Source organism: Maribacter sp. UBA3344 (assembly GCF_002362375.1).
GTDB classification, from domain to species: Bacteria; Bacteroidota; Bacteroidia; order Flavobacteriales; family Flavobacteriaceae; genus Maribacter; species Maribacter dokdonensis.
Window position 1 is genome coordinate 15,972 of sequence record NZ_DERI01000010.1, and the last position, 19,387, is coordinate 35,358.

Annotated in this window: 15 protein-coding genes; 14 read left to right on the forward strand and 1 reads right to left on the reverse strand. The window is 31.7% G+C overall.

The window, feature by feature from the left end:
• The first annotated feature begins 16 nt into the window (after positions 1–16).
• The 14 genes from B2Z27_RS07055 (at position 17) to B2Z27_RS07120 (ending at position 16,970) form a co-directional block, all read left to right on the forward strand.
• Positions 17–496 (forward strand): UpxY family transcription antiterminator, encoded by a 480-nt coding sequence (locus tag B2Z27_RS07055; protein WP_215998573.1) that lies wholly within the window; start codon positions 17–19, stop codon positions 494–496.
• Positions 497–1,027: 531 nt separating this feature from the next.
• Complete coding sequence (locus B2Z27_RS07060; RefSeq protein WP_286813130.1) at positions 1,028–2,374, forward strand: undecaprenyl-phosphate glucose phosphotransferase; 1,347 nt, start codon at positions 1,028–1,030, stop codon at positions 2,372–2,374.
• Positions 2,375–2,431: 57 nt separating this feature from the next.
• A complete protein-coding gene (locus B2Z27_RS07065) occupies positions 2,432–4,732 on the forward strand; it encodes a GumC family protein (RefSeq protein ID WP_286813131.1) in 2,301 nt (766 codons plus the stop codon).
• A 110-nt stretch (positions 4,733–4,842) separates the two neighbouring features.
• Complete coding sequence (locus B2Z27_RS07070; protein WP_286813132.1) at positions 4,843–6,216, forward strand: lipopolysaccharide biosynthesis protein; 1,374 nt, start codon at positions 4,843–4,845, stop codon at positions 6,214–6,216.
• Between the two features lie 73 nt (positions 6,217–6,289).
• Positions 6,290–7,918: a hypothetical protein gene (locus B2Z27_RS07075; protein WP_286813133.1), complete on the forward strand. Its 1,629-nt coding sequence runs from the start codon at positions 6,290–6,292 to the stop codon at positions 7,916–7,918.
• Positions 7,919–8,182: 264 nt separating this feature from the next.
• Positions 8,183–9,418, forward strand: coding sequence for a WcaI family glycosyltransferase (locus tag B2Z27_RS07080; RefSeq protein ID WP_286813134.1), 1,236 nt, complete (start codon positions 8,183–8,185; stop codon positions 9,416–9,418).
• Between the two features lie 19 nt (positions 9,419–9,437).
• Positions 9,438–10,418 (forward strand): glycosyltransferase family 4 protein, encoded by a 981-nt coding sequence (locus tag B2Z27_RS07085; RefSeq protein WP_286813135.1) that lies wholly within the window; start codon positions 9,438–9,440, stop codon positions 10,416–10,418.
• On the forward strand, positions 10,419–11,087 hold the full coding sequence (locus B2Z27_RS07090; RefSeq protein WP_286813136.1) for an acyltransferase: 669 nt from the start codon (positions 10,419–10,421) through the stop codon (positions 11,085–11,087).
• Between the two features lie 45 nt (positions 11,088–11,132).
• Complete coding sequence (locus tag B2Z27_RS07095) at positions 11,133–12,284, forward strand: glycosyltransferase (protein WP_286813137.1); 1,152 nt, start codon at positions 11,133–11,135, stop codon at positions 12,282–12,284.
• Entirely contained in the window at positions 12,281–13,420 is a 1,140-nt protein-coding gene (locus B2Z27_RS07100) for a polysaccharide pyruvyl transferase family protein (RefSeq protein WP_286813138.1), read from the forward strand. Before B2Z27_RS07095 ends, B2Z27_RS07100 begins: the two co-directional genes overlap by 4 nt.
• A gap of 27 nt (positions 13,421–13,447) precedes the next feature.
• Positions 13,448–14,425, forward strand: coding sequence for a nitroreductase family protein (locus B2Z27_RS07105; protein WP_286813139.1), 978 nt, complete (start codon positions 13,448–13,450; stop codon positions 14,423–14,425).
• Between the two features lie 8 nt (positions 14,426–14,433).
• The gene (locus B2Z27_RS07110; protein WP_286813140.1) at positions 14,434–14,970 is read left to right on the forward strand and encodes a putative colanic acid biosynthesis acetyltransferase; all 537 of its coding nucleotides are present in this window, start codon (positions 14,434–14,436) and stop codon (positions 14,968–14,970) included.
• On the forward strand, positions 14,970–15,872 hold the full coding sequence (locus B2Z27_RS07115) for a glycosyltransferase family 2 protein (RefSeq protein ID WP_286813141.1): 903 nt from the start codon (positions 14,970–14,972) through the stop codon (positions 15,870–15,872). The genes B2Z27_RS07110 and B2Z27_RS07115 overlap by 1 nt, the downstream gene beginning before the upstream one ends.
• 192 nt (positions 15,873–16,064) lie before the next feature.
• Entirely contained in the window at positions 16,065–16,970 is a 906-nt protein-coding gene (locus tag B2Z27_RS07120; RefSeq protein ID WP_286813142.1) for a hypothetical protein, read from the forward strand.
• A 34-nt stretch (positions 16,971–17,004) separates the two neighbouring features.
• Here the strand turns inward: B2Z27_RS07120 and B2Z27_RS07125 are convergent, their stop codons facing one another.
• Positions 17,005–19,272, reverse strand: a complete 2,268-nt coding sequence (locus B2Z27_RS07125) for a hypothetical protein (protein WP_286813143.1) — start codon at positions 19,270–19,272, stop codon at positions 17,005–17,007.
• Positions 19,273–19,387: the final 115 nt, after the last annotated feature.

The following is a 19,387-nucleotide window of genomic DNA, read 5'->3' on the forward strand; positions in this document are numbered from 1 at the left end:
TCCATTATCTATATTTATGTTGAAAAACTGGTATGTACTTTATGTAAAACCTAAGAATGAAAAAAAGGTAGCAGAAAGATTATTGAGTCATCAAATTGAAGTCTACTGCCCAATGATAAAGGAAGTAAAGCAATGGAGTGATCGTAAAAAGACTATTGAAGTCCCCTTATTTAAATCTTACGTTTTTGTCCAAATTGCAGAATCAGATAGACAGAAGGTGTTTGACGTTCCTGGTGTTGTAAAATACTTGTATTGGTTAGGCAAACCAGCCATTGTACGCAATACTGAAATGGAAGCTTTAAAAAACTGGTTATCTAATGATACGGTAGAAAACTACAGTTTATGTAAACTAGAATCTGGTGATAAGGTTGCCATTAAATATGGAGCATTAAAAGACCAAAAAGCCGAAGTTATAGAAGTAGGTAAAAAACGCGTAAGATTGGTTCTTGAAGGTATGGGTGTCGTACTCAATATGAAAATTAGGGATTTGGCATAATTTTTTATCTCCACGTTCAACGTTAATTCCGCACCTAAGCATCTAGATCGTACTAGTTTCCAATGACGTATTTGTACTTAGGCATTTCATATTTTTACTCTTCTTACCTTTGTTATCAGCTAAATACATTATAAAATAAAAATCATTATTTTATTCTTACCATTTTAAAAATCACACTTATAAATTCACAATTATTATTGTGAATTTATACCAAAGTACTTGTAAATAGAGATTTAAAATTTCTATTTCACAATTTACTATTTCGTTATCGATATTTTTTGGAATGTTACTTTATGCTACTTAAGTTTGTTCCTACATTTTACTCCCCCGTAAAAGTTTAATGAAGTATTAGGTATACTTCGTTTTTAAAATGCAAACCTACGGTTGGTTCTAGAAAATGGGGCTGACGATGCGGAGCGCTATTTCAAATTTTAATTTAAAATCATCTATTCAGATTTTAAATCCTGATTGCCAAATTTCTAGAATTTTAATTTTTATTCCCAAAACTTTACAGTTAACCTCCTAAGTGAAATGAAAAAATCCTTTTTTGTTATACCACTTTCGTTCATAGCACATATATTAATTATAAATATTACTTCATATGTACTAACGCCCTACACCTATCTAAATGTGTTCAGTATTGTATTTTATAATTTAGCTTGGTTTATAGCTACCTATAGTTTAGATTTTTATCCTACGGCAAGAAGGGAGGGCTTTAATGTTAATCTTAAAAACTTTTTTAAATTAATCATAGTTTTTGGCCTTGCTTATTTTACCTCTTTTACGTTTATGACACCGCACCCCTATTCTTGGCAACATCTGCTCATGGTATATGTGGTCATTTGCATATTGCTCATGCTGTTTAGGTTATTTTTTTATTGGGCAAGAAATCTTGTCAGAAGCAAGGAATATGTTCACACAAGGGCGGTTGTCATTGGTAGGGATAAAAACCTTAAAAAAATTCGTCACATTTTTGATATCCCAAAATATGGGTATCGCTATATGGGTTATTTTGACAATTCTAAATCTAACAGTCCTACCTATTTAGGTAACATTGAAAGCAGTTACGAATATATTTTTAAAAACAATGTGGAAGAAGTGTACTGCATGGCGTCAAGACTTTCCAAGGACGAGATAAAACATCTAATGAATATCGCAGATAATAGTTTAAAGAAGCTAAAGATCATTCCAGATAACAAAGAGTTATTTTCAAGAGCTATGTCTATTGAATTGTATGATTCTGTACCCGTTTTAAATTTAAGGGCCTCACCTTTAGATTTAGAATATTCCAATTTAATAAAACGCCTATTTGACATCATCTTTTCTTTAATGGTCATCATATTTGTTCTTTCTTGGCTAATACCTTTGGTGTACATATTAATGAAGTTAGATTCCAAAGGACCTTTATTTTTTAAACAAAAGCGTCATGGGGTCAACAAGAATACCTTTTGGTGTTACAAATTTAGATCCATGACCAAAAGTGATGATAGTGACACCAAAATGGCCACAAAAAATGATATGCGGGTAACCAAACTTGGTAAAATTTTACGAAAAACCAGTATAGATGAATTGCCACAATTCTTCAATGTATTAAAAGGAGATATGAGTATTGTAGGACCAAGACCACATATGGAGGTACATACCAAGCAGTACGAAACTTCTGTAGAAAAATATTTGGTACGCCATTTCTTAAAACCGGGCATTACTGGTTTGGCTCAAGTTAAAGGGTATAGAGGAGAAATCATCCATAAATCGGATATTGTAAACCGAGTTCGTTATGATATTTTTTATATGGAAAAATGGTCTATCTTGCTTGACATTCAAATTATTATTCTTACTGTTACAAACGTTTTTTCTAATGAGGAAAAAGCGTATTGATTATTTTCAACTGCTACCTATTTAATTTAAATGCATTAAAAATTTTTTCGTATTAAAATGAAAGACATAAAACACCCCGCACATACAACCAACGACAATAATTTTCGATCTACTATTCTAAAATATATCGATCATTGGAAATTATTTTTAGTGTGTATAGTTGCCGGCATTTTATTCGCTTTCCTATATATTAGATATGTTGCCGTAAACAATTATCAAATTCAAGGGAAAATTTTAATAAACAATACTAATAATGGAAACGGAATTAGGGATGTAGATAATTTCAGTAACATAGGCCTTATTAAAACTTCACAAAGTATAGATGATGAAATAGGGATTTTAAGTTCCAATGGCATAATGGAAGATGTAATATCCAATAATGCATTTAACATAGAATATTATCATGAAGGTACCATACGTGATATTGAGATTTACGGAAAAACTGTACCAATCAAGGTAGTTGCCGATGAAACTTCTGAAAACTTAATTTTTAACCAACCAATTTATTTTAAGTTTATAGACAGCTTGAATTATGAGCTTCGTTCCATGCATAATGAGCAAGAACATATAACCGAGCACACTTTTGGCGAACTAATTGACTTGCCATATGGCACATTTACAATTACATCAAATTTAGATTCCATTAGTAATGTAGATGAATTGCCCTTTTATTTCAAAGTAAAAGAAAAAGATGAAACTACTACTAACTTTCTTAGAAGTTTTAATGTTGTTCCTGCGAACAAAACAGGTAGTCTTCTAAATCTAACTTATGTATCAACACATAAAAAAAAGGGAGAGGATATTCTTTCAAAGCTCATAGAGACCTATATAAGTAAGACCATTAAATACGAGAATGAATTAGCAGAAAACACCATCAAAATGATTGACAACAGACTAAAACTTTTGGTAGGTGAAATACAGGATGTAGAAAAATCCGTTGTTGATTTTAAAACTCAAAATGTAGTAACAGATGTTTCCAGCAATGCCGATACTTATATTCAACAAGCCAATGACTACAAAGAAAAAGTAGCTGACTTTCAAAATCAAATTAATATTTTAACTCAAATAGAGCAAACTTTAATTAATTCGAGTATTGAAAATTCTATAGGAGGAGGTTTTTCAATTAACGATAGAACACTTACGGACCAAATAAATAAATACAACGAAATATTACTTGAACGACAAAACTTGTCGCAATCTGCAGTAACATCCAATCCAATGCTAGTCAAATTAGATGCAAACTTAGCAAGTTTGCGTCAATCTATATTACAGAATGTTATAAGTGCTAAAAATGGTCTTTCTATAGCCAGTGGAAATTTACAAGCCAACGCCAATAGATTTGATGCGCAACTAGCAAAAGTACCGGCAATGGAAAAAAAATTGTTAGACATTAGTCGAGATAAAGGAACCAAAGAGGGGCTTTATCTTTATCTATTGCAAAAAAGAGAAGAAGAGGTGTTGTCATTGGCAACACCGGTATCTTCTACTAGAATAGTTAGTTTTCCTAAAGCAAATAAATATCCGATTAGCCCAAATAAAAAAATATTATACTTGAGTGGTCTTTTATTTGGTTTTTTTGTTCCTATATCTATAATTTTTATCACTGACGCTTTAAATAATAAAGTTGTAAAAGCAAGTGATATTACAGATGTAATTACAGCGCCTTATTTAGGTGAAATATCAAAAAACAATCAGAAACAAGACTTTCTCAATTATGAAGGTACTATGTCTGCTTCAACTGAACTTTTTAGATTGCTATCTTTCAATCTAGATTATTTTAAGAAAAATAAAAAGAATCAGACCATATTGGTTACTTCTACCGCAAAAGGTGAGGGAAAAACTTATGTAGCATCAAATTTGGCGGTGACAATGGCATCAAATGGTCATAAAGTAGCGTTACTAGCTTTTGATTTACGTGAACCTCAATTAATGAAAAACTTTGAATTACCTAACTCACCTGGACTTTCAGATTTCATTATTAAAAAAGGTATGGATGTAAATCAAATTATACAAAAGCATCCAAGTATTGATGATTTATATCTAATTGGACCTGGTATGACCAATACTTTTGTTGGGCGCTTATTATTGAATGACCGAAATGATGTTCTCATGGATACACTAAAAGAACATTTTGACAAAATTATAATCGATACACCACCTATAGGGCTAATATCTGATGCCTATGCCTTAAATAAGTATGTAGATAGTACAATTTATGTAGTTCGCAAAGACGTTACCAAAAAAGAACATCTAAATAATATAGAGAGTATTTACAAAAATCAAAAACTTAACAATACCCTTATTCTTCTAAATCATACTGAAGTCTCCGATACTTATGGCTATGGTTCCAAAGTTTAAACTTCTATGATCTACATGCCATTAATCTCAATAAGGATAAATTTAATATCTAGTCACCCTATTGATTTTTTTAGACTAACTCAGAATAAAAAATCATATTTATATAATATATGAGTTTAAAAAAAAGATTGCTTAATAATGGCATAGCTTCTATTTTTCAAAAAGTAGTTCGCGTACTTGAGCAATTATTCTTAGTCCCATTTTTTATAACGGCCTGGGGTGCTGCGTACTACGGAGAATGGTTAACACTCACCATTATACCAAGTGTAATGGCTTTTTCAAATTTAGGTTTTGGATCTGCTGCAGGTAATAGTTTTGTGCTTACTTACACTTCTGGTAATAAACAAAAGGCAGCTGACATTAGTAAAACAGGATTGTACATCATCACAATTATGATATCCTCAGCATTGGTCTTAAGTGCTATTGTAATTTTAGTTTTAAATTATTTCCATGTTTTCGATAAGTCTTTAATTAATAGTCAAGATGCCATAATAGCCGTGTCTATTATGATATTATCGCAACTTTTAATGTTTTATCTTCAGTTATTTGAAGCCTATTATAGAGCTGCTCAAAAAGCATCCTTAAGTATTAATTTAATAACGACTAAATCTGCAGCATCTATTGGTTTTGGTTTGTTAGTACTACTTTTAGGCTATGGTATTGTTGAATTTGCCATTTCACAATTATTCGTCACCGTAATTTTTATAATTTTTTATGGCTTAAAGGGTAGAAAAATAATTGGACTGCACAAAACTTTTAAAGGTGTTAAAGATAAAGCCATACTAAAGGCTATAACTACTAAAGGTCTAAGCTATTTAATGCTACCTATGTGGCAAATAATTTATTTTCAAGGCACCACTTTTGTTGTTCGTATTGTTTTGGGTCCAGAAGCAGTGGCCATTTTTAATACTACGCGTACATTGAGCCGTTCAATCAATCAAATACTATACATGATTGAACCAACTGTATTTCCAGAGCTTCAAATTCAAATAGGAAAAGCTAATTGGAAAATGGCCCGTAAAATATTTAGAATATCACTTATAGGCGTTTTTATCCTTTCGTTTATAGGATTTATAGGTTTGGCATTGTTTGGTTTATGGTTCTATAATCTATGGACACAAAATCAACTAGAAGTTCCTAGCACCATGTGGTATATAATGATTTCCGCTATGCTATTTAATGCTGTGTGGTATGTCACAGAAATGGTGTTCAGGGCATTTAATGAGCCTAAATTAATGGGCTGGTTTGGTTTGGGCAGTGCCATTGTATCTGTATTGGCAACCTACGTATTATCAAACTTTATGGGGCTTACGGGCGCAGCTATTGGTGCCGTGTTGCTAGATGCAATTTTAGTTATTTTAGTAGTGCCCCATGGTTGCAAACTATTAAACTTTTCTCCAAAAGAATTAGTCCAAAACGGTATTAAAGATTTTCAAGAATTGTATGTTATACTGACACATAAACTTCAGCGCTTTAGAACATAAATTATGTTCAGTTCTAGTGCAAATCCCCTAAGAATTAATTTTTTACTAAGCCTATACCCATTGAAATATTAAAATGCTCAAGGAACAAAATCATACCATTAGACAAATTAAAACATTGCTTATAGCGGTTTTAGTTTTAGCTGTTATAGGTGAAATGATCTTCTTCCCATCTACGGCAAATATGTTTGGTTGTATCATGGCTATAATAGCACTTTTTATATTTCTATTTTTCTTCAATGAAAAATTTATTCGCCAATATCCGTTTGTATTCTGCATCTATCTTTCAATGTTCATGTATCGCTATTTACCTTTGATAGCTACACTTATAGAAAATAAACCTATTACTTTTGGCTTTGAAAGCCCTTTTGAAACATTTTTTTATGAAATAGTCTTGTTTGTGGTATCATCATTAGCGGTATACCTGGCCTGCCCTACCCATGTGCAAAAAACGAAGAATAATTTCATTAAAGAAGGGCTACACAAATTAAAGTTTTTTGAAATTACCCCTGCAATTTTATGGAGTATGGGTTTTATTGGTTTACTATCAATGCTATACAGTATAGCTAAAGGTGAAGCTCAAATTGGTGACACCTTAGGTAAATTGATTTCTGGCTTAAACTATTTAATGTTCGCCCCGGTATGTCTTTTTTTTCCGTTTTTATTGAAAATAGAGTATAGAAAGACTAAATATGTACTCGCATATACCACCTTTATTATTCTTATAAATTTAGCGACGAATAAGCGCCATCTTATAATTACACCTATGGGTACCATTGGTATCCTGTTCATATTTCATTTAATATTTAAAAATATTAGGATAACTCAAATTATAACGCCTGTTAAAATCGTTTTTATAGGAGCTATTATTTATTTAGGAATAAATCTTCTCAATACCGTTTCAACCGCAATGTTGTATACCAGACAAACTCTTTTGTATACAGAAGAATTAAGGGATAGCGCTGATAAAATGGAAACTTTTGCGTTCACCCTAGAGACTTTACGTAATGAGCAACTTATGAAACAGTTGAAGGAGAGCAAAAATGAAAATATATTTGGCACATATACCCCAACCTACGCACAGGGTTGGACAGAACAATATGTAAGTAATTTCTTACTTTCTAGGTATGCCAATATGCGGATTACCGATCAAACCATATATTATGCACATAAAAGGGGGTTTGCAAATAATGCTATGCAGGAAAATCTATTAAATTCCATTATATACTTATTTCCAAGCCCAATTTTAAACTTTTTAGGGATACAGCTAGACAAAACTAGCATGGACTTTTCAAGAGGCGATTATTTACATGGCACAGGCTACGGGAATTATGTCGTAACCAGCCATGTTGGCGATGGTCTTGCCACTTTCGGTCACTCTTATTTTCTAATACAGCTATTAATATATTTTTTATTGTTTAAAGCTATTAATTGTTTTACATATTATGCTTTTAACGGTTTGCTATATGCACCATTCGCTGTAATGGACGTTTTTGGATTTTTAGGTCGTTTTCGTAACGCACAAGGTATATTTGGTGATTTAGGTTTTTTAATAAGAGGTTTTATTCAAGGTATTGTAACCTATTTGATTATTTACCATATAATTCGTTTTATCCTTAAAACTATTAATCCTGAATATGTAAAGAACTCAGAATCTCATGAAGAGATAAAACAATTCCAACCAGGTTTAAATAATTCAATTTAAAATAGTTCAAAGCTTATTGAGTACGTATACATTCTATAAAACGACTCAAAATTTTACAATCCAAGTGAACTTAAAGTTTATATACCAAACAGCGTTTAAATAATTAGGTTATATATAATACTATACCCTATGTACAGGTCTAATTGACCATAATCAAGTGAGTAAATATTGTTCATTTATAAAATTGCTGATTCAAAATTGAATTAAATGCCACCTGTTTGTGACTGTAAACTATCTTAATAAAATAATTAGTAAAAAACTGCTATGAAAAAATTACTATTTATAGGGTATAACTTTTCACCAGAGTTAACCGGTATTGGCAAGTACTCTGGGGAAATGATGCATTGGCTTGCTAAAAAGGGTCATGATTGCACCGTACTCACTTCTTACCCCTATTATCCTTATTGGAAAATACAAGAGCCTTACAGAAAGAATAGATTTTGGTTTAAAAAAGAAGTGAAAAATTATGATTCTAATGGGAAACTAAGTGTAATACGTTGCCCTATGTATGTGCCTAGCAGACCTAGTGGATTAAAACGCATCATTTTAGATACCACATTTACTATTTCTGCATTCTTGGCCATAATACCCTTATTATTTCAAAGAAAACATGACTGGGTAATATCAGTTGCTCCATCATTTCAATTTGGCTTGTTGGGTGTCTTGTACAAAAAATTGAAAGGGGCCAAGCATTGGCACCATATACAAGACCTCCAAATAGAAGCTGCACAGGATTTGGGCATAATAAATTCGCACAAATTACTTTCCATCCTATACGGCATAGAAAAAACAATTTTTAAAAATACCGACACCATTAGTAGTATTTCTAACGGCATGATTGACCGTATTGAGCGAAAAGCGAAAATGCCTTTATTACTGTTCCCTAATTGGACAGATACTTCCAATTTTTACCCTATGGAAAATAAAAGTAAATTAAAAAAGCAATTTGGCTTCACAAATTCCGACTGGGTCGTACTTTATTCAGGTGCAATTGGTGAAAAACAAGGGCTTGAAGCTATATTGCAAGCGGCAAAAACCTTAAAACATCGCAACGCTATTCAATTTGTCATTTGTGGCACCGGACCCTATAAGGAGAATCTTAAAATATTAGCTAAAGAAATGGAGTTAGCAAACCTACACTTTATGCCATTACAACCAAAAGACCAATTCAATGCATTTCTTAATATGGCAGATCTTCATTTGGTCATTCAAAAAGAAAAAGCTAGTGATCTGGTTATGCCATCCAAATTAACCACAATTTTAGCCGTTGGCGGGCATGCTTTGGTAACAGCCAACAAAACATCTAGTTTATACCAATTGTTAAAAACTTTTAAAATGGGTCAATTGGTTACCGCAGAAGATCCAACAGCTTTGGCTGAAGGTATTTTAAAAGCATATGAAAGTCAAAATAACGAAAACATCAAAGTATCAGCAAGAGCCTATGCCGAAAAACACTTGGAAATCAACAATGTAATGTCCTCATTTGTTGGAAATCTATAAAATTAGCAAAAGTTAATATATGAGAATAACATATTTTTTTAGACACCCAAAAGTAGGATTTTCAATTCAAAGGGTTTTACAAACTATTAATAAAGATGTTGCCAAAACCCAAGCCATAGAAGAGGTTTTTCTACCGGAACAAAAATCAGGTATACTTTCTATTATTAAAAATGGCATCTACGCTAAAAAACACCAGGGCAGTATAAATCATATCACCGGCGATGCGCACTATTTGTTGTATTTCTTAAAGTCTAAGAAAACAATTGTTACCGTACATGATATCATGTATTATTCTTACCTGTCTGGTTTCAAAAAAAAAATATGGAAATTTCTCTATATAAGTTCATTAAAGAGGGCTAGCAAAGTTGTCTTTATTTCTGAGTTTGCCAAAGAACAAGTTCTAAATGAGATCTACCTAAAACCGGATCAATACTGTGTAATTCCCAATCCAGTATCTACAGATTTTAAATATCTCCAAAAAGATTTTTGTGCAGCAAAACCTATCATACTCCACATAAACGGAAACTTAGAGCGTAAAAATTTAGCACGTACCATTAAAGCCCTAGATAAAATACCTTGTCATTTACGAATTGTAGGTAAATTAAGTGATAACAACACATTGTTATTACAACAAAGTAATGTTGAATATAGTAACGTTTTCAACTTAAGCAATAAAGAGGTAGTCAAAGAATATGAGAACTGTGACATAGTCAACTTCCCATCGCTTTTTGAAGGTTTTGGCATGCCTATTATAGAAGGGCAAGCAGTAGGTAGACCGGTATTGACCTCAAATATTTTACCTATGAAATCTGTAGCAGGTGAAGGTGCCGTATTGGTAAACCCAGAAAGTGTAGAATCTATTAAAAACGGATATATAAAAATTATCACCAATGAAAATTTTAGAAATAATTTGGTAAATAAAGGGGTGTTGAATGTAAAGCGTTTTCAACTGAATACGGTTACAGACCTTTACCTTGACTTATATAAAAATTTGAATTAAATGAAGAAAATCCTAAGCCTTATTATAGTCGTATTACCTTGGAAATTAAAAAGATTTCTATTAATAAAAATTTGGAAATATGACATTGACCCTACAGCTAAAATTGGTTTAGCCTATGTATATCCAAAACATTTAAAGATGAATGCAGGAAGTAAAATTGCTCATTTTACCATAGCCATTAATCTAGACGAAATATTTATGGATACAAATTCATCTATAAATAGATCAAATTGGATAACTGGCTTTCCATCAAATTCAAAATCCAAACATTTTAAACATCAACAAAATAGAATTAGTAAACTTTCATTGGGAAAAGAATCTTCTATAACCAAAAAACATCATCTAGATTGTACAAGTGAAATTAGCATAGGTAATTTCACGACCATAGCCGGTTATGACACGCAATTTCTAACACATTCTGTAAATATTCACGAATGCATACAAGATAGTCACCCAGTCAATATTGGTGACTACTGTTTTGTAGGGACTAATTGCGTAATTCTAGGAGGAGCGTCACTTCCGTCATTTAGCGTTTTGGGAGCCAAATCACTATTAAACAAAAAGTTTACTCATCAATATATGTTATATGGAGGGGTAAATGCAAAAGCACTAAAACCAATCGATAAGAGCGCTAAGTACTTTCATAGGGATACAAGAATTATAATCTAAATTTAAGAATTAAATTTTATGAAAATACTTCGAATTATACCAAGCATGGATCCTAAACGAGGTGGACCATGCCAGGGAATAAGAAATGCAGTACCTGCTTTAAGCAAATTAGGTGTCGAAACTGAAGTAGTTTGTTTTAATGAAGTTGATTCAGCTTTTATAAAAAATGACCCTTTCCAAATATATACATTAGGAAAACCAACTAATGCTTGGGGTTACAATAAAAAATTTATCCCATGGCTGATTGCTAATTTTATAAAATTTGACGTGGTAATTATACATGGATTATGGCTATATCAAAGTCAAGCTTCAATAAAAGCAATGTTGACCTACCGAAAAACAAATAAATCTTTTCCAAAAATATATGTAATGCCACATGGTATGCTGGATCCGTATTTTCAAACAGCAAAAGATAGAAAGCTTAAGGCATTAAGAAATGACATTTATTGGAAATTGTTTGAGAACAAAGTAATAAACCAAGCAGATGGTATTTTATTTACTTGCGAAGAAGAATTGTTATTGGCAAGAACCACTTTTCCTAACTACAAACCTAAAAGAGAAATCAATGTAGGGTATGGCATACAACCACCACCTGCCGCCAATGAAAATATGAAGCAGGCATTTAGAAGTACATTACCTAACTGGAACGGTAAACCCTTTCTACTATTTTTAAGCAGAATACACCCTAAGAAAGGAGTTGATATGCTTATTAATGCCTATAAAAAATTAGAGCAAGAATTAGATGACCTACCGCAACTCATAATAGCTGGCCCAAATGAACATACTTATGGAATAGAAATGAAAAAGTTAGCGGAGAGCTCAGCAAACATTCTATTTGCAGGAATGCTTAGTGGTGATGCCAAATGGGGTGCGTTCTATGAAAGTGAAGCCTTTGTTCTACCTAGCCATCAAGAAAATTTTGGTATTGCCGTAGTAGAAGCGTTGGCTTGTAACACCCCTGTATTGATAAGCAACAAAGTAAATATTTGGCGTGAAATTGAAAATGGGAATGGGGGCATTATTGCAAATGACACAGAAAAAGACTCTTACCACTTACTTAAACAATGGATAACTCTGACTAAGGAACAAAAAGAAGATATGGCACTAAAAGCTTACAAAATATATGATTGTCACTTTACTATGCAAAAGGCAGCAATACAATATTTAGAAGGAATTAACATTAAAGTTACCAAATGAAAAAAACTGGAATAATTACCATTTTAAATGTCAACAATTATGGTGCAGAATTACAGGCATTTGCACTACACCATAAACTAAAAAAAATGGGATATGACAATGAGATAATTAATTATCTGTACTATAAAAATCCTTTCTTCAAAAGCGAAAAAAACTCTAGACCTCTAATAAAAACTTCTGCTAAAAATAAACTAAAAGACCTTATTTTAAAATGGATAGATATGTACAGCGCATTAAAATATCCTGAAATAGCTAAAAGAAGAAAGCAAAGATTTAACGACTTTCATAAAGAGCATACAGCAACATCCAAAGTTTATAAAAGTTATTCAGAATTATATAGTGCAAATCTAGGATATGAGAATTATATTGTCGGTAGCGACCAAGTTTGGAACCCTAATAATGGTACCAACATAGCACCATACTTTCTTACATTTGCCCCAGATCAATCAAATAAGATTTCGTATGCATCTAGCTTTGGTGTAGGTAGTATAAATGAAGTCTACTACCCTCAATACAAAAAGTGGATTAATAATTTAAAACATATTAGTACCAGGGAAGCAGACGGTGTAGATATTATAAAAAGTAGTACTGGAAAGAATGCTACACACGTTGTAGACCCCACTCTTTTACTTACAAAAAGTGATTGGGAAAGTTTAATGGTTCCTTACAAACATTCCGAACCATACATATTGTTTTTTATATTTAAGAAGAATAAATACGCTGAAGATTTAGCTTACAAAATTCAGAAAGATACTGGTTACAAAATCATCCGTGTTTGTAAGAATGAAATACCTTTAGAATCAGATGATAAAATATTAAATATAAGAGATTTTGGACCAGCAGAATTTTTGGGTTTATATAATAGTGCAAGTATAGTTTTGACTACCTCTTTTCACGGCAGTATATTTTCTTTAATTTTTGAGAAACCGTTCTACACAATAACTCCTGCAAGCAAGAACAATAATAGTAGACAAGAAAGTCTAATGAATATTGTCGGTCTTAAAAATCGTCTATTACGAGAAGGTGATGATGTTAATTTAGAAAAACTTACTGACATTGACTTTGTCAAAGTAAAAGATAAATTAAGTAAACAGATTGATATTTCAGTAGAATTTTTAACAAATTCATTGAATTAAATAGTTAATTAATTCATTTGTAAAATTATGAAAGATAAAATAAAAAAGATTTTCCCTGTAAGTATTCTAGTAGCTTTATTTTTGGAGTACACTAAAGATTACGGGAGATATATAAAGTATTCCGGGGTTTTTGCATTCATTAGTGATAGTGAAGAAAAAGTTTTAGGGAATATTATAGCAGATTACCATGTTGTAGAAAAAGGACTTACAATGCCTGAAACCCGTTTAGGTTTCGGAGAAAAAAAAATAATGAAGTTAATAAATCATTGCAATCATTATTTAAAGAATTATAATAAACAAAACAAACAATTTCGCCAAGCAATAGCCATTTTAGTTGAGTATAAAGAATTTCACAAAAAGCAAGATTACGATTTAAATGAAAATTTACTTGAAAGTATTAATAAGTTAGAGCAGAGTGTTTTGGTTGAGTGCAGTAAGCAAGTTAAAACATCTGCTTCTGATTATTTTAAAGACAGTAAGTCTTCTTTTGATTTATTCTGTAAGTCAAGAAGAAGTGTTAGAAATTATGCAAATACCGAAGTTGATAATAATCGTATCTTAAATGCAGTTGAGCTAGCCACTAAATCACCTTCATCCTGTAATAGGCAGGCAACTAGGGTTCATGTTTTTGAAAATAAAGACGAGATAAAACAAATACTAGAAATACAAGGTGGGAATAGGGGTTTTGGACATTTAGCAAATAAGTTATTAATTGTAACTGCAGACTTGGCCTATTGTCACGGTGTGTATGAGCGTAATATGGCATATGTAGATGGAGGTATTTTTGCCATGAATTTATTGAATGGTCTTCACTTTAATAAAATTCTTGCCTGTCCATTAAATTGTTATTTCTCAAGGTGGAAAGATAATAAGCTTAGAAAAATTTGTAAAATTAAAAAATCAGAAGTTTTCGTGGTAATGATAAGTTGTGGTAATCCAATAGAAAAATTTGATGTTGCCTTATCATATAGATCTCCAGTCGAAGAAATAGTATCATTTAAATAAGTGCTATTATGGAAAGATATGTTGAAAAAAACATTTCTCTAAAAAGTAGAGTCATGCAAAAAATATGGGGTATTTTTTCTTTGTTTATTTTTCGCCCCTTAACTAGCTCTATTTTTAATAGTTGGCGTGTTATGGTATTAAAAATTTTTGGTGCTAAAATAGGAAAAGGTTCTATAGTTTATTCTTCAGTTTACATACCAGCACCGTGGAATTTAGAAATGGGCAAATACTGTTGTTTGGGTCCCTACGTTAAACTGCATATTGATAAGACTATATTAGGAGATAAAGTAACTATTTCTCAAAGGACATATTTATGTAGTGGGTCTCATGATATTAATTATTTAAATAAGCCATTTATAAGCGCCCCAATTATTATTGATAATTATGCGTGGATAGCCGCAGAGGTTTTTATAGGTCCTGGGGTAAGAATTGGAGAAGGTTCTGTAGTAGGTGCTAGATCGGTTGTTTTTGCTGATGTTGCTCCTTGGACCGTAGTAGGTGGAAATCCTTCAAAATTTATAAAAAAACGCATAATAAAAAACTAATGCTATCAATATCAACATTCATTTTGACCTATAATGAAGAAAAGCATATTAAACGCTGTGTAAATAATGCTTTAAGGTTTTCTGAAACCGTTTACATTGTAGATTCTTATTCTATAGATAAAACAGTAGAAATAGCGGAATCATTAGGTGCTAAAGTATACCAGAACAAATGGGAGAATAATCATGCGAAACAAGTTAATTGGGCTTTAAAGAATTTACCAATTACAACAGAATGGGTATTTCGTTTAGATGCAGATGAATATTTAACCGATGAGTTAATCATTGAGATTAACGAAAAAACACCTAAAATAAAACCAAATATTTCCGGGGTCGTCTTTGAAAGAAAAATGTATTTTCTGGAAAAACTAATGACCAAAGGCATGATACAAATGTATATGCTACGTATGTTTCGTTATCAGAAGGGGATTTGCGAAGACCGCTGGATGGATGAACACATAGTTTTAACAGAGGGCGAAAGTATAATCTTTGATGGTTATTTCATTGATCATAACCTAAACCCTCTAGGTTGGTGGATAGAGAAACATAATAACTATTCTATTCGGGAAGCAGTAGAGTTACTTAATTTGGAGTTGAAATTAATACCAAACACAAATAAAACTGTAACACTTGCGATGTCTGATGATGCGCAATCTAAAAGAAATAAGAAAGAGAAATATGCCAATATGCCGCTATTTTGGCGCTCTTTCATTTATTTCATTTACAGATATTTTTTCAAATTTGGTTTTATACAAGGTAAAGAAGGTTTTTTATGGCATTTTTTACAAGGCTGGTGGTATCGCACTTTAGTGGATGCGAAAGTCTTCGAAATAAAAAAAGCATGTGGGACTGATAAAGAAAAAATTAAAAAATTTATTAAGCAATCTTATAACATTAATATTTGAGTTGCAAACTTATAATTAGAACAAATTATCAATTGCTTTTTAATTTCCATTTAAATTTTAAAATTTATTTTTAGGTTTTGACTTTTACCTAAAAACATATTACCGGTATTTTTTTGGCTACAGCATATCCCTATACAAAATAAGTTCACTTTATAAATGGTGTTTTGATTTAGAAATCTCTTATTTATTAAAATGAAGAAAATTTATAATATTCTTATTACTTTACTCTTACTCACTTTAATAATTGAGTTTAGTCTTCGAATTTTTTTAGGGTTTTGCGATGCACCCCTCTATGTTGCCGACGAAAATTATGAATATATTGCTGCACCAAACCAAACAGGGAAAAGATTTGGGAACAACTATCATTTTAATTCATTTTCTCAACGCAATAACGAACCCAACCCTAAAAAATTAACAATTTTAGGATTAGGAGATTCTGTACTATTTGGTGGTGTGCAATCTGATCAAGACAGTATAGCAACTTCTATAATATCCCAAACGCTTGAAAATTATCAAATGTTGAATATTTCTTCGGGCAGTTGGGGTCCTGATAATTGTGCAGCATATTTACAAGAACATGGTACTTTTAACGCTAAAGCAATGTTCTTAGTTGTTAGTAGCCATGATGCCTATGATGTCATGGATTTTGAACCTGTAGTTGGTCTACACAGTTCTTACCCTAACCAACAGTATAAATTAGCTTGGTGGGAGTTATTTGACCGCTATATTTTCCCTAGAATAAAAAACGCTTTTTCAAAAAAAACCAACCTTGATCCCGATGAAAAAGCAGCTCAAGGTATTCAAAAAAATGGACCTGTATTCAACCCCGGTTTTGAACAGATTAAAAAAATAACAGACAGTTTACAAATACCTTTGATCGTTTATCTACATGCAGAAAAATCTGAACTAAAAACCAAAAAATATAATTATCAAGGTCAAAAAATTATTGATTGGACCACTGATAATAATATAGTTTTAATTGAAGAGCTAGATTATAAGTTTGAAACGTCAGATTATAGAGATGTCATTCATTTAGAAATCAGTGGACAAAAAAAGCTTGCAGAGATAATAATAGCTTATATAGAGCGTATCTTATAAGCTTTACATAACTTTTCTCATTATTTAAAATACTTTACCAGTCTGAAATATTTTTCCTTACCAGTTCTATGGTTACCTTTATCTTACCAGTTGCATTGAAATTTTGGTTTCCAAAGATGTACATCTTTTTATTATCATTAAAAACGTTTTCAATTTCAAATTGATTAACAATAGTTGATTTCCCATTAAATATATTGGATGCCAAATTATCCTTTTGAGTTGCAGAAAAACCAATATTAGCGGTAATACCGTTAGCTAAATTCTCTAAAATATCCACTTCTACCTTTTTAATTGAAAAACCTGCAGGAACCGTTGTATTTAGCAATTGTTCATTTCCCTGACCTAAGGAAATTATTTCGGTTCTAACCCAGGTATCGGTTTCATTTGCATTTACCTGTTCTGCCACAAAATTATTATCGACATCGGTAACTTTAGCTTGATTAGAATTTGGGTTCACTTTTCGTGCAAAAATCAATCTAACTTTTTTCTTTAAAGGATCTTCATCAATTTTACGCCAACCATTAACAACTACTTCATAATGGTTATTTCTACTATAATCCAAAATAGAATCTAGATGAAATATAACACTAGCATAATCTTGTTTTGAAGAATGTTTTTCAATATTTAAACTACTATTTAAAATAGTATTATTAGATCCAAAAATACCAAAAGGTCCTGGAGAACTACCCACATATTCTTTTACGTAAAGATTTAAGTTTTCTATTCTATTAGAATTTCCATTTGGGTAGTTCCAAGGATAAATTTTAGCTTCGTCCGAAATGTCTTTTACTGTAATATTTTCAAATGTACAATTAGTAAGGTTACCTTCAACAAAACGAGCGTTATGAAAGCCCCAAGAAGATTCAAAAATATCAGAGGTAGCTTCCGAATATATATTTTTAAAAATTCCATTGGTAACAGCTCCTAAATCCCAAAGACCATCTCTACGGTACGATTTATAATTTTCAACATCGGCATTTAAAATACCCTCTACTAGTTTTAAAGAATTGCAATACCCTGCACTACCCCTAACATTTTTAGTGCCAACATAATCACCATAATCAATAGTGTTCAAGATTTTTACATTACTAGTGATATGACTGTTAGATGTATCTGGATTTAAATAAAACAGATGTGGTGGTGGCATCCAATGTAATCCACCAACACCATTGCCACCTATACTTGAACCATCCAAAGTTTGGACATCTGAATATCTATAAGATGTAATGCCATCTGATGTAAAACCGTTAACAACACCTTGTATTCCCATAATTACACCATCTAGGTTAAAATTTTTAATCACAATATTTTCGGGTATACTTGTTGGGCTATTATAGTCACTTATAGTTTGATCAGAATTATATTGTTCTTTTAACTTAATGCCCCAAACTATAAACTTGTCTGCGGTACTTCCCTTAGCTTTAAGGGTAACATTTTCAAACAATACATTCTTAGCTGCTTCTAAACTAAAAACTGAACGCCAAGCTATGGGAGACCTAGACCAAGGGTTCCATGATGAAAATGTGACATTATGGGCTAAACTCATATAATCTTTAAGCTGCTTTAAATTTGCTTCATGCATGGCATTATCCCAGCCCCAATTGGCATCATACGTTTGGTCATATAAAAAAGTAACCTGCTTAATCGTTATATCTTGAGTTAATGCCATGTAAAAAGCAGGTGAGAGTAAATTATTGATAATAATATTAGTATCATTACCAACCCCTTCAATCCACGTTTTACTATCTAAAAAGATAGACTTACTACCTGTTTCCTCAACATCTAAAAATATATCTTGATCAACTAAAACTTTAGAATTTATAGCAACGGATTGTTTTAAAGTTTCTACGAAAACCTCCCTGTCATCTGAAACTCCGTCCATAATGGCTCCAAACCAATAGGGAAAAATATATTCATTATTGAAAACACCTTCTAATGATACTTCACTAAATATTTCATTTCTATTACTTGAAAAAATTACAGTTTCATCTCCTATTACCGTACCATTAAACAAACGACCACTTTCAAAATTCAAAGTAACGTCTGAAGGAAGTCTTACAATTGCATTTTTTAAATCAAAATCAAAGTTAATGTCCCAATTAGCATTAGCATATTCACTAGGTATATTATTCCAATCAAAATCAGAAGGTAGTACAATAGTCTTTTTGTTGGGGTCTATAGTTTCATGATAATCAATTTCCTCAATGTCATTATTGGTGATATACTCTGCTAACAAATCATTATCCTTGCTACAAGAAACTGAACAGAAATACAAGCATATAAACGCAAAATGTATCAGCATTTTTTTTTGTTTTAAAAGTAAGTGACTTATTTTTATATCTGCTATCAGAATTGAAGTTGTCACCTTCAACCGAAGGCTAACATGCGTCAAGTTTAATTTTTGCCAAAAATAATTC

What these genes read in the sequence shown, in the direction of transcription:
- B2Z27_RS07085 (WP_286813135.1), top strand. Translation starts at nt 9,438, where the DNA reads ATGAGAATAACATATTTTTTTAGACACCCAAAAGTAGGATTTTCAATT.
- B2Z27_RS07075 (WP_286813133.1), top strand. Translation starts at nt 6,290, where the DNA reads ATGCTCAAGGAACAAAATCATACCATTAGACAAATTAAAACATTGCTT.
- B2Z27_RS07105 (WP_286813139.1), top strand. Translation starts at nt 13,448, where the DNA reads ATGAAAGATAAAATAAAAAAGATTTTCCCTGTAAGTATTCTAGTAGCT.
- B2Z27_RS07065 (WP_286813131.1), top strand. Translation starts at nt 2,432, where the DNA reads ATGAAAGACATAAAACACCCCGCACATACAACCAACGACAATAATTTT.
- B2Z27_RS07070 (WP_286813132.1), top strand. Translation starts at nt 4,843, where the DNA reads ATGAGTTTAAAAAAAAGATTGCTTAATAATGGCATAGCTTCTATTTTT.
- B2Z27_RS07095 (WP_286813137.1), top strand. Translation starts at nt 11,133, where the DNA reads ATGGATCCTAAACGAGGTGGACCATGCCAGGGAATAAGAAATGCAGTA.
- B2Z27_RS07120 (WP_286813142.1), top strand. Translation starts at nt 16,065, where the DNA reads ATGAAGAAAATTTATAATATTCTTATTACTTTACTCTTACTCACTTTA.
- B2Z27_RS07125 (WP_286813143.1), bottom strand. Translation starts at nt 19,272, where the DNA reads ATGCTGATACATTTTGCGTTTATATGCTTGTATTTCTGTTCAGTTTCT.
- B2Z27_RS07080 (WP_286813134.1), top strand. Translation starts at nt 8,183, where the DNA reads ATGAAAAAATTACTATTTATAGGGTATAACTTTTCACCAGAGTTAACC.
- B2Z27_RS07110 (WP_286813140.1), top strand. Translation starts at nt 14,434, where the DNA reads ATGGAAAGATATGTTGAAAAAAACATTTCTCTAAAAAGTAGAGTCATG.
- B2Z27_RS07115 (WP_286813141.1), top strand. Translation starts at nt 14,970, where the DNA reads ATGCTATCAATATCAACATTCATTTTGACCTATAATGAAGAAAAGCAT.
- B2Z27_RS07100 (WP_286813138.1), top strand. Translation starts at nt 12,281, where the DNA reads ATGAAAAAAACTGGAATAATTACCATTTTAAATGTCAACAATTATGGT.
- B2Z27_RS07060 (WP_286813130.1), top strand. Translation starts at nt 1,028, where the DNA reads ATGAAAAAATCCTTTTTTGTTATACCACTTTCGTTCATAGCACATATA.
- B2Z27_RS07055 (WP_215998573.1), top strand. Translation starts at nt 17, where the DNA reads ATGTTGAAAAACTGGTATGTACTTTATGTAAAACCTAAGAATGAAAAA.
- B2Z27_RS07090 (WP_286813136.1), top strand. Translation starts at nt 10,419, where the DNA reads ATGAAGAAAATCCTAAGCCTTATTATAGTCGTATTACCTTGGAAATTA.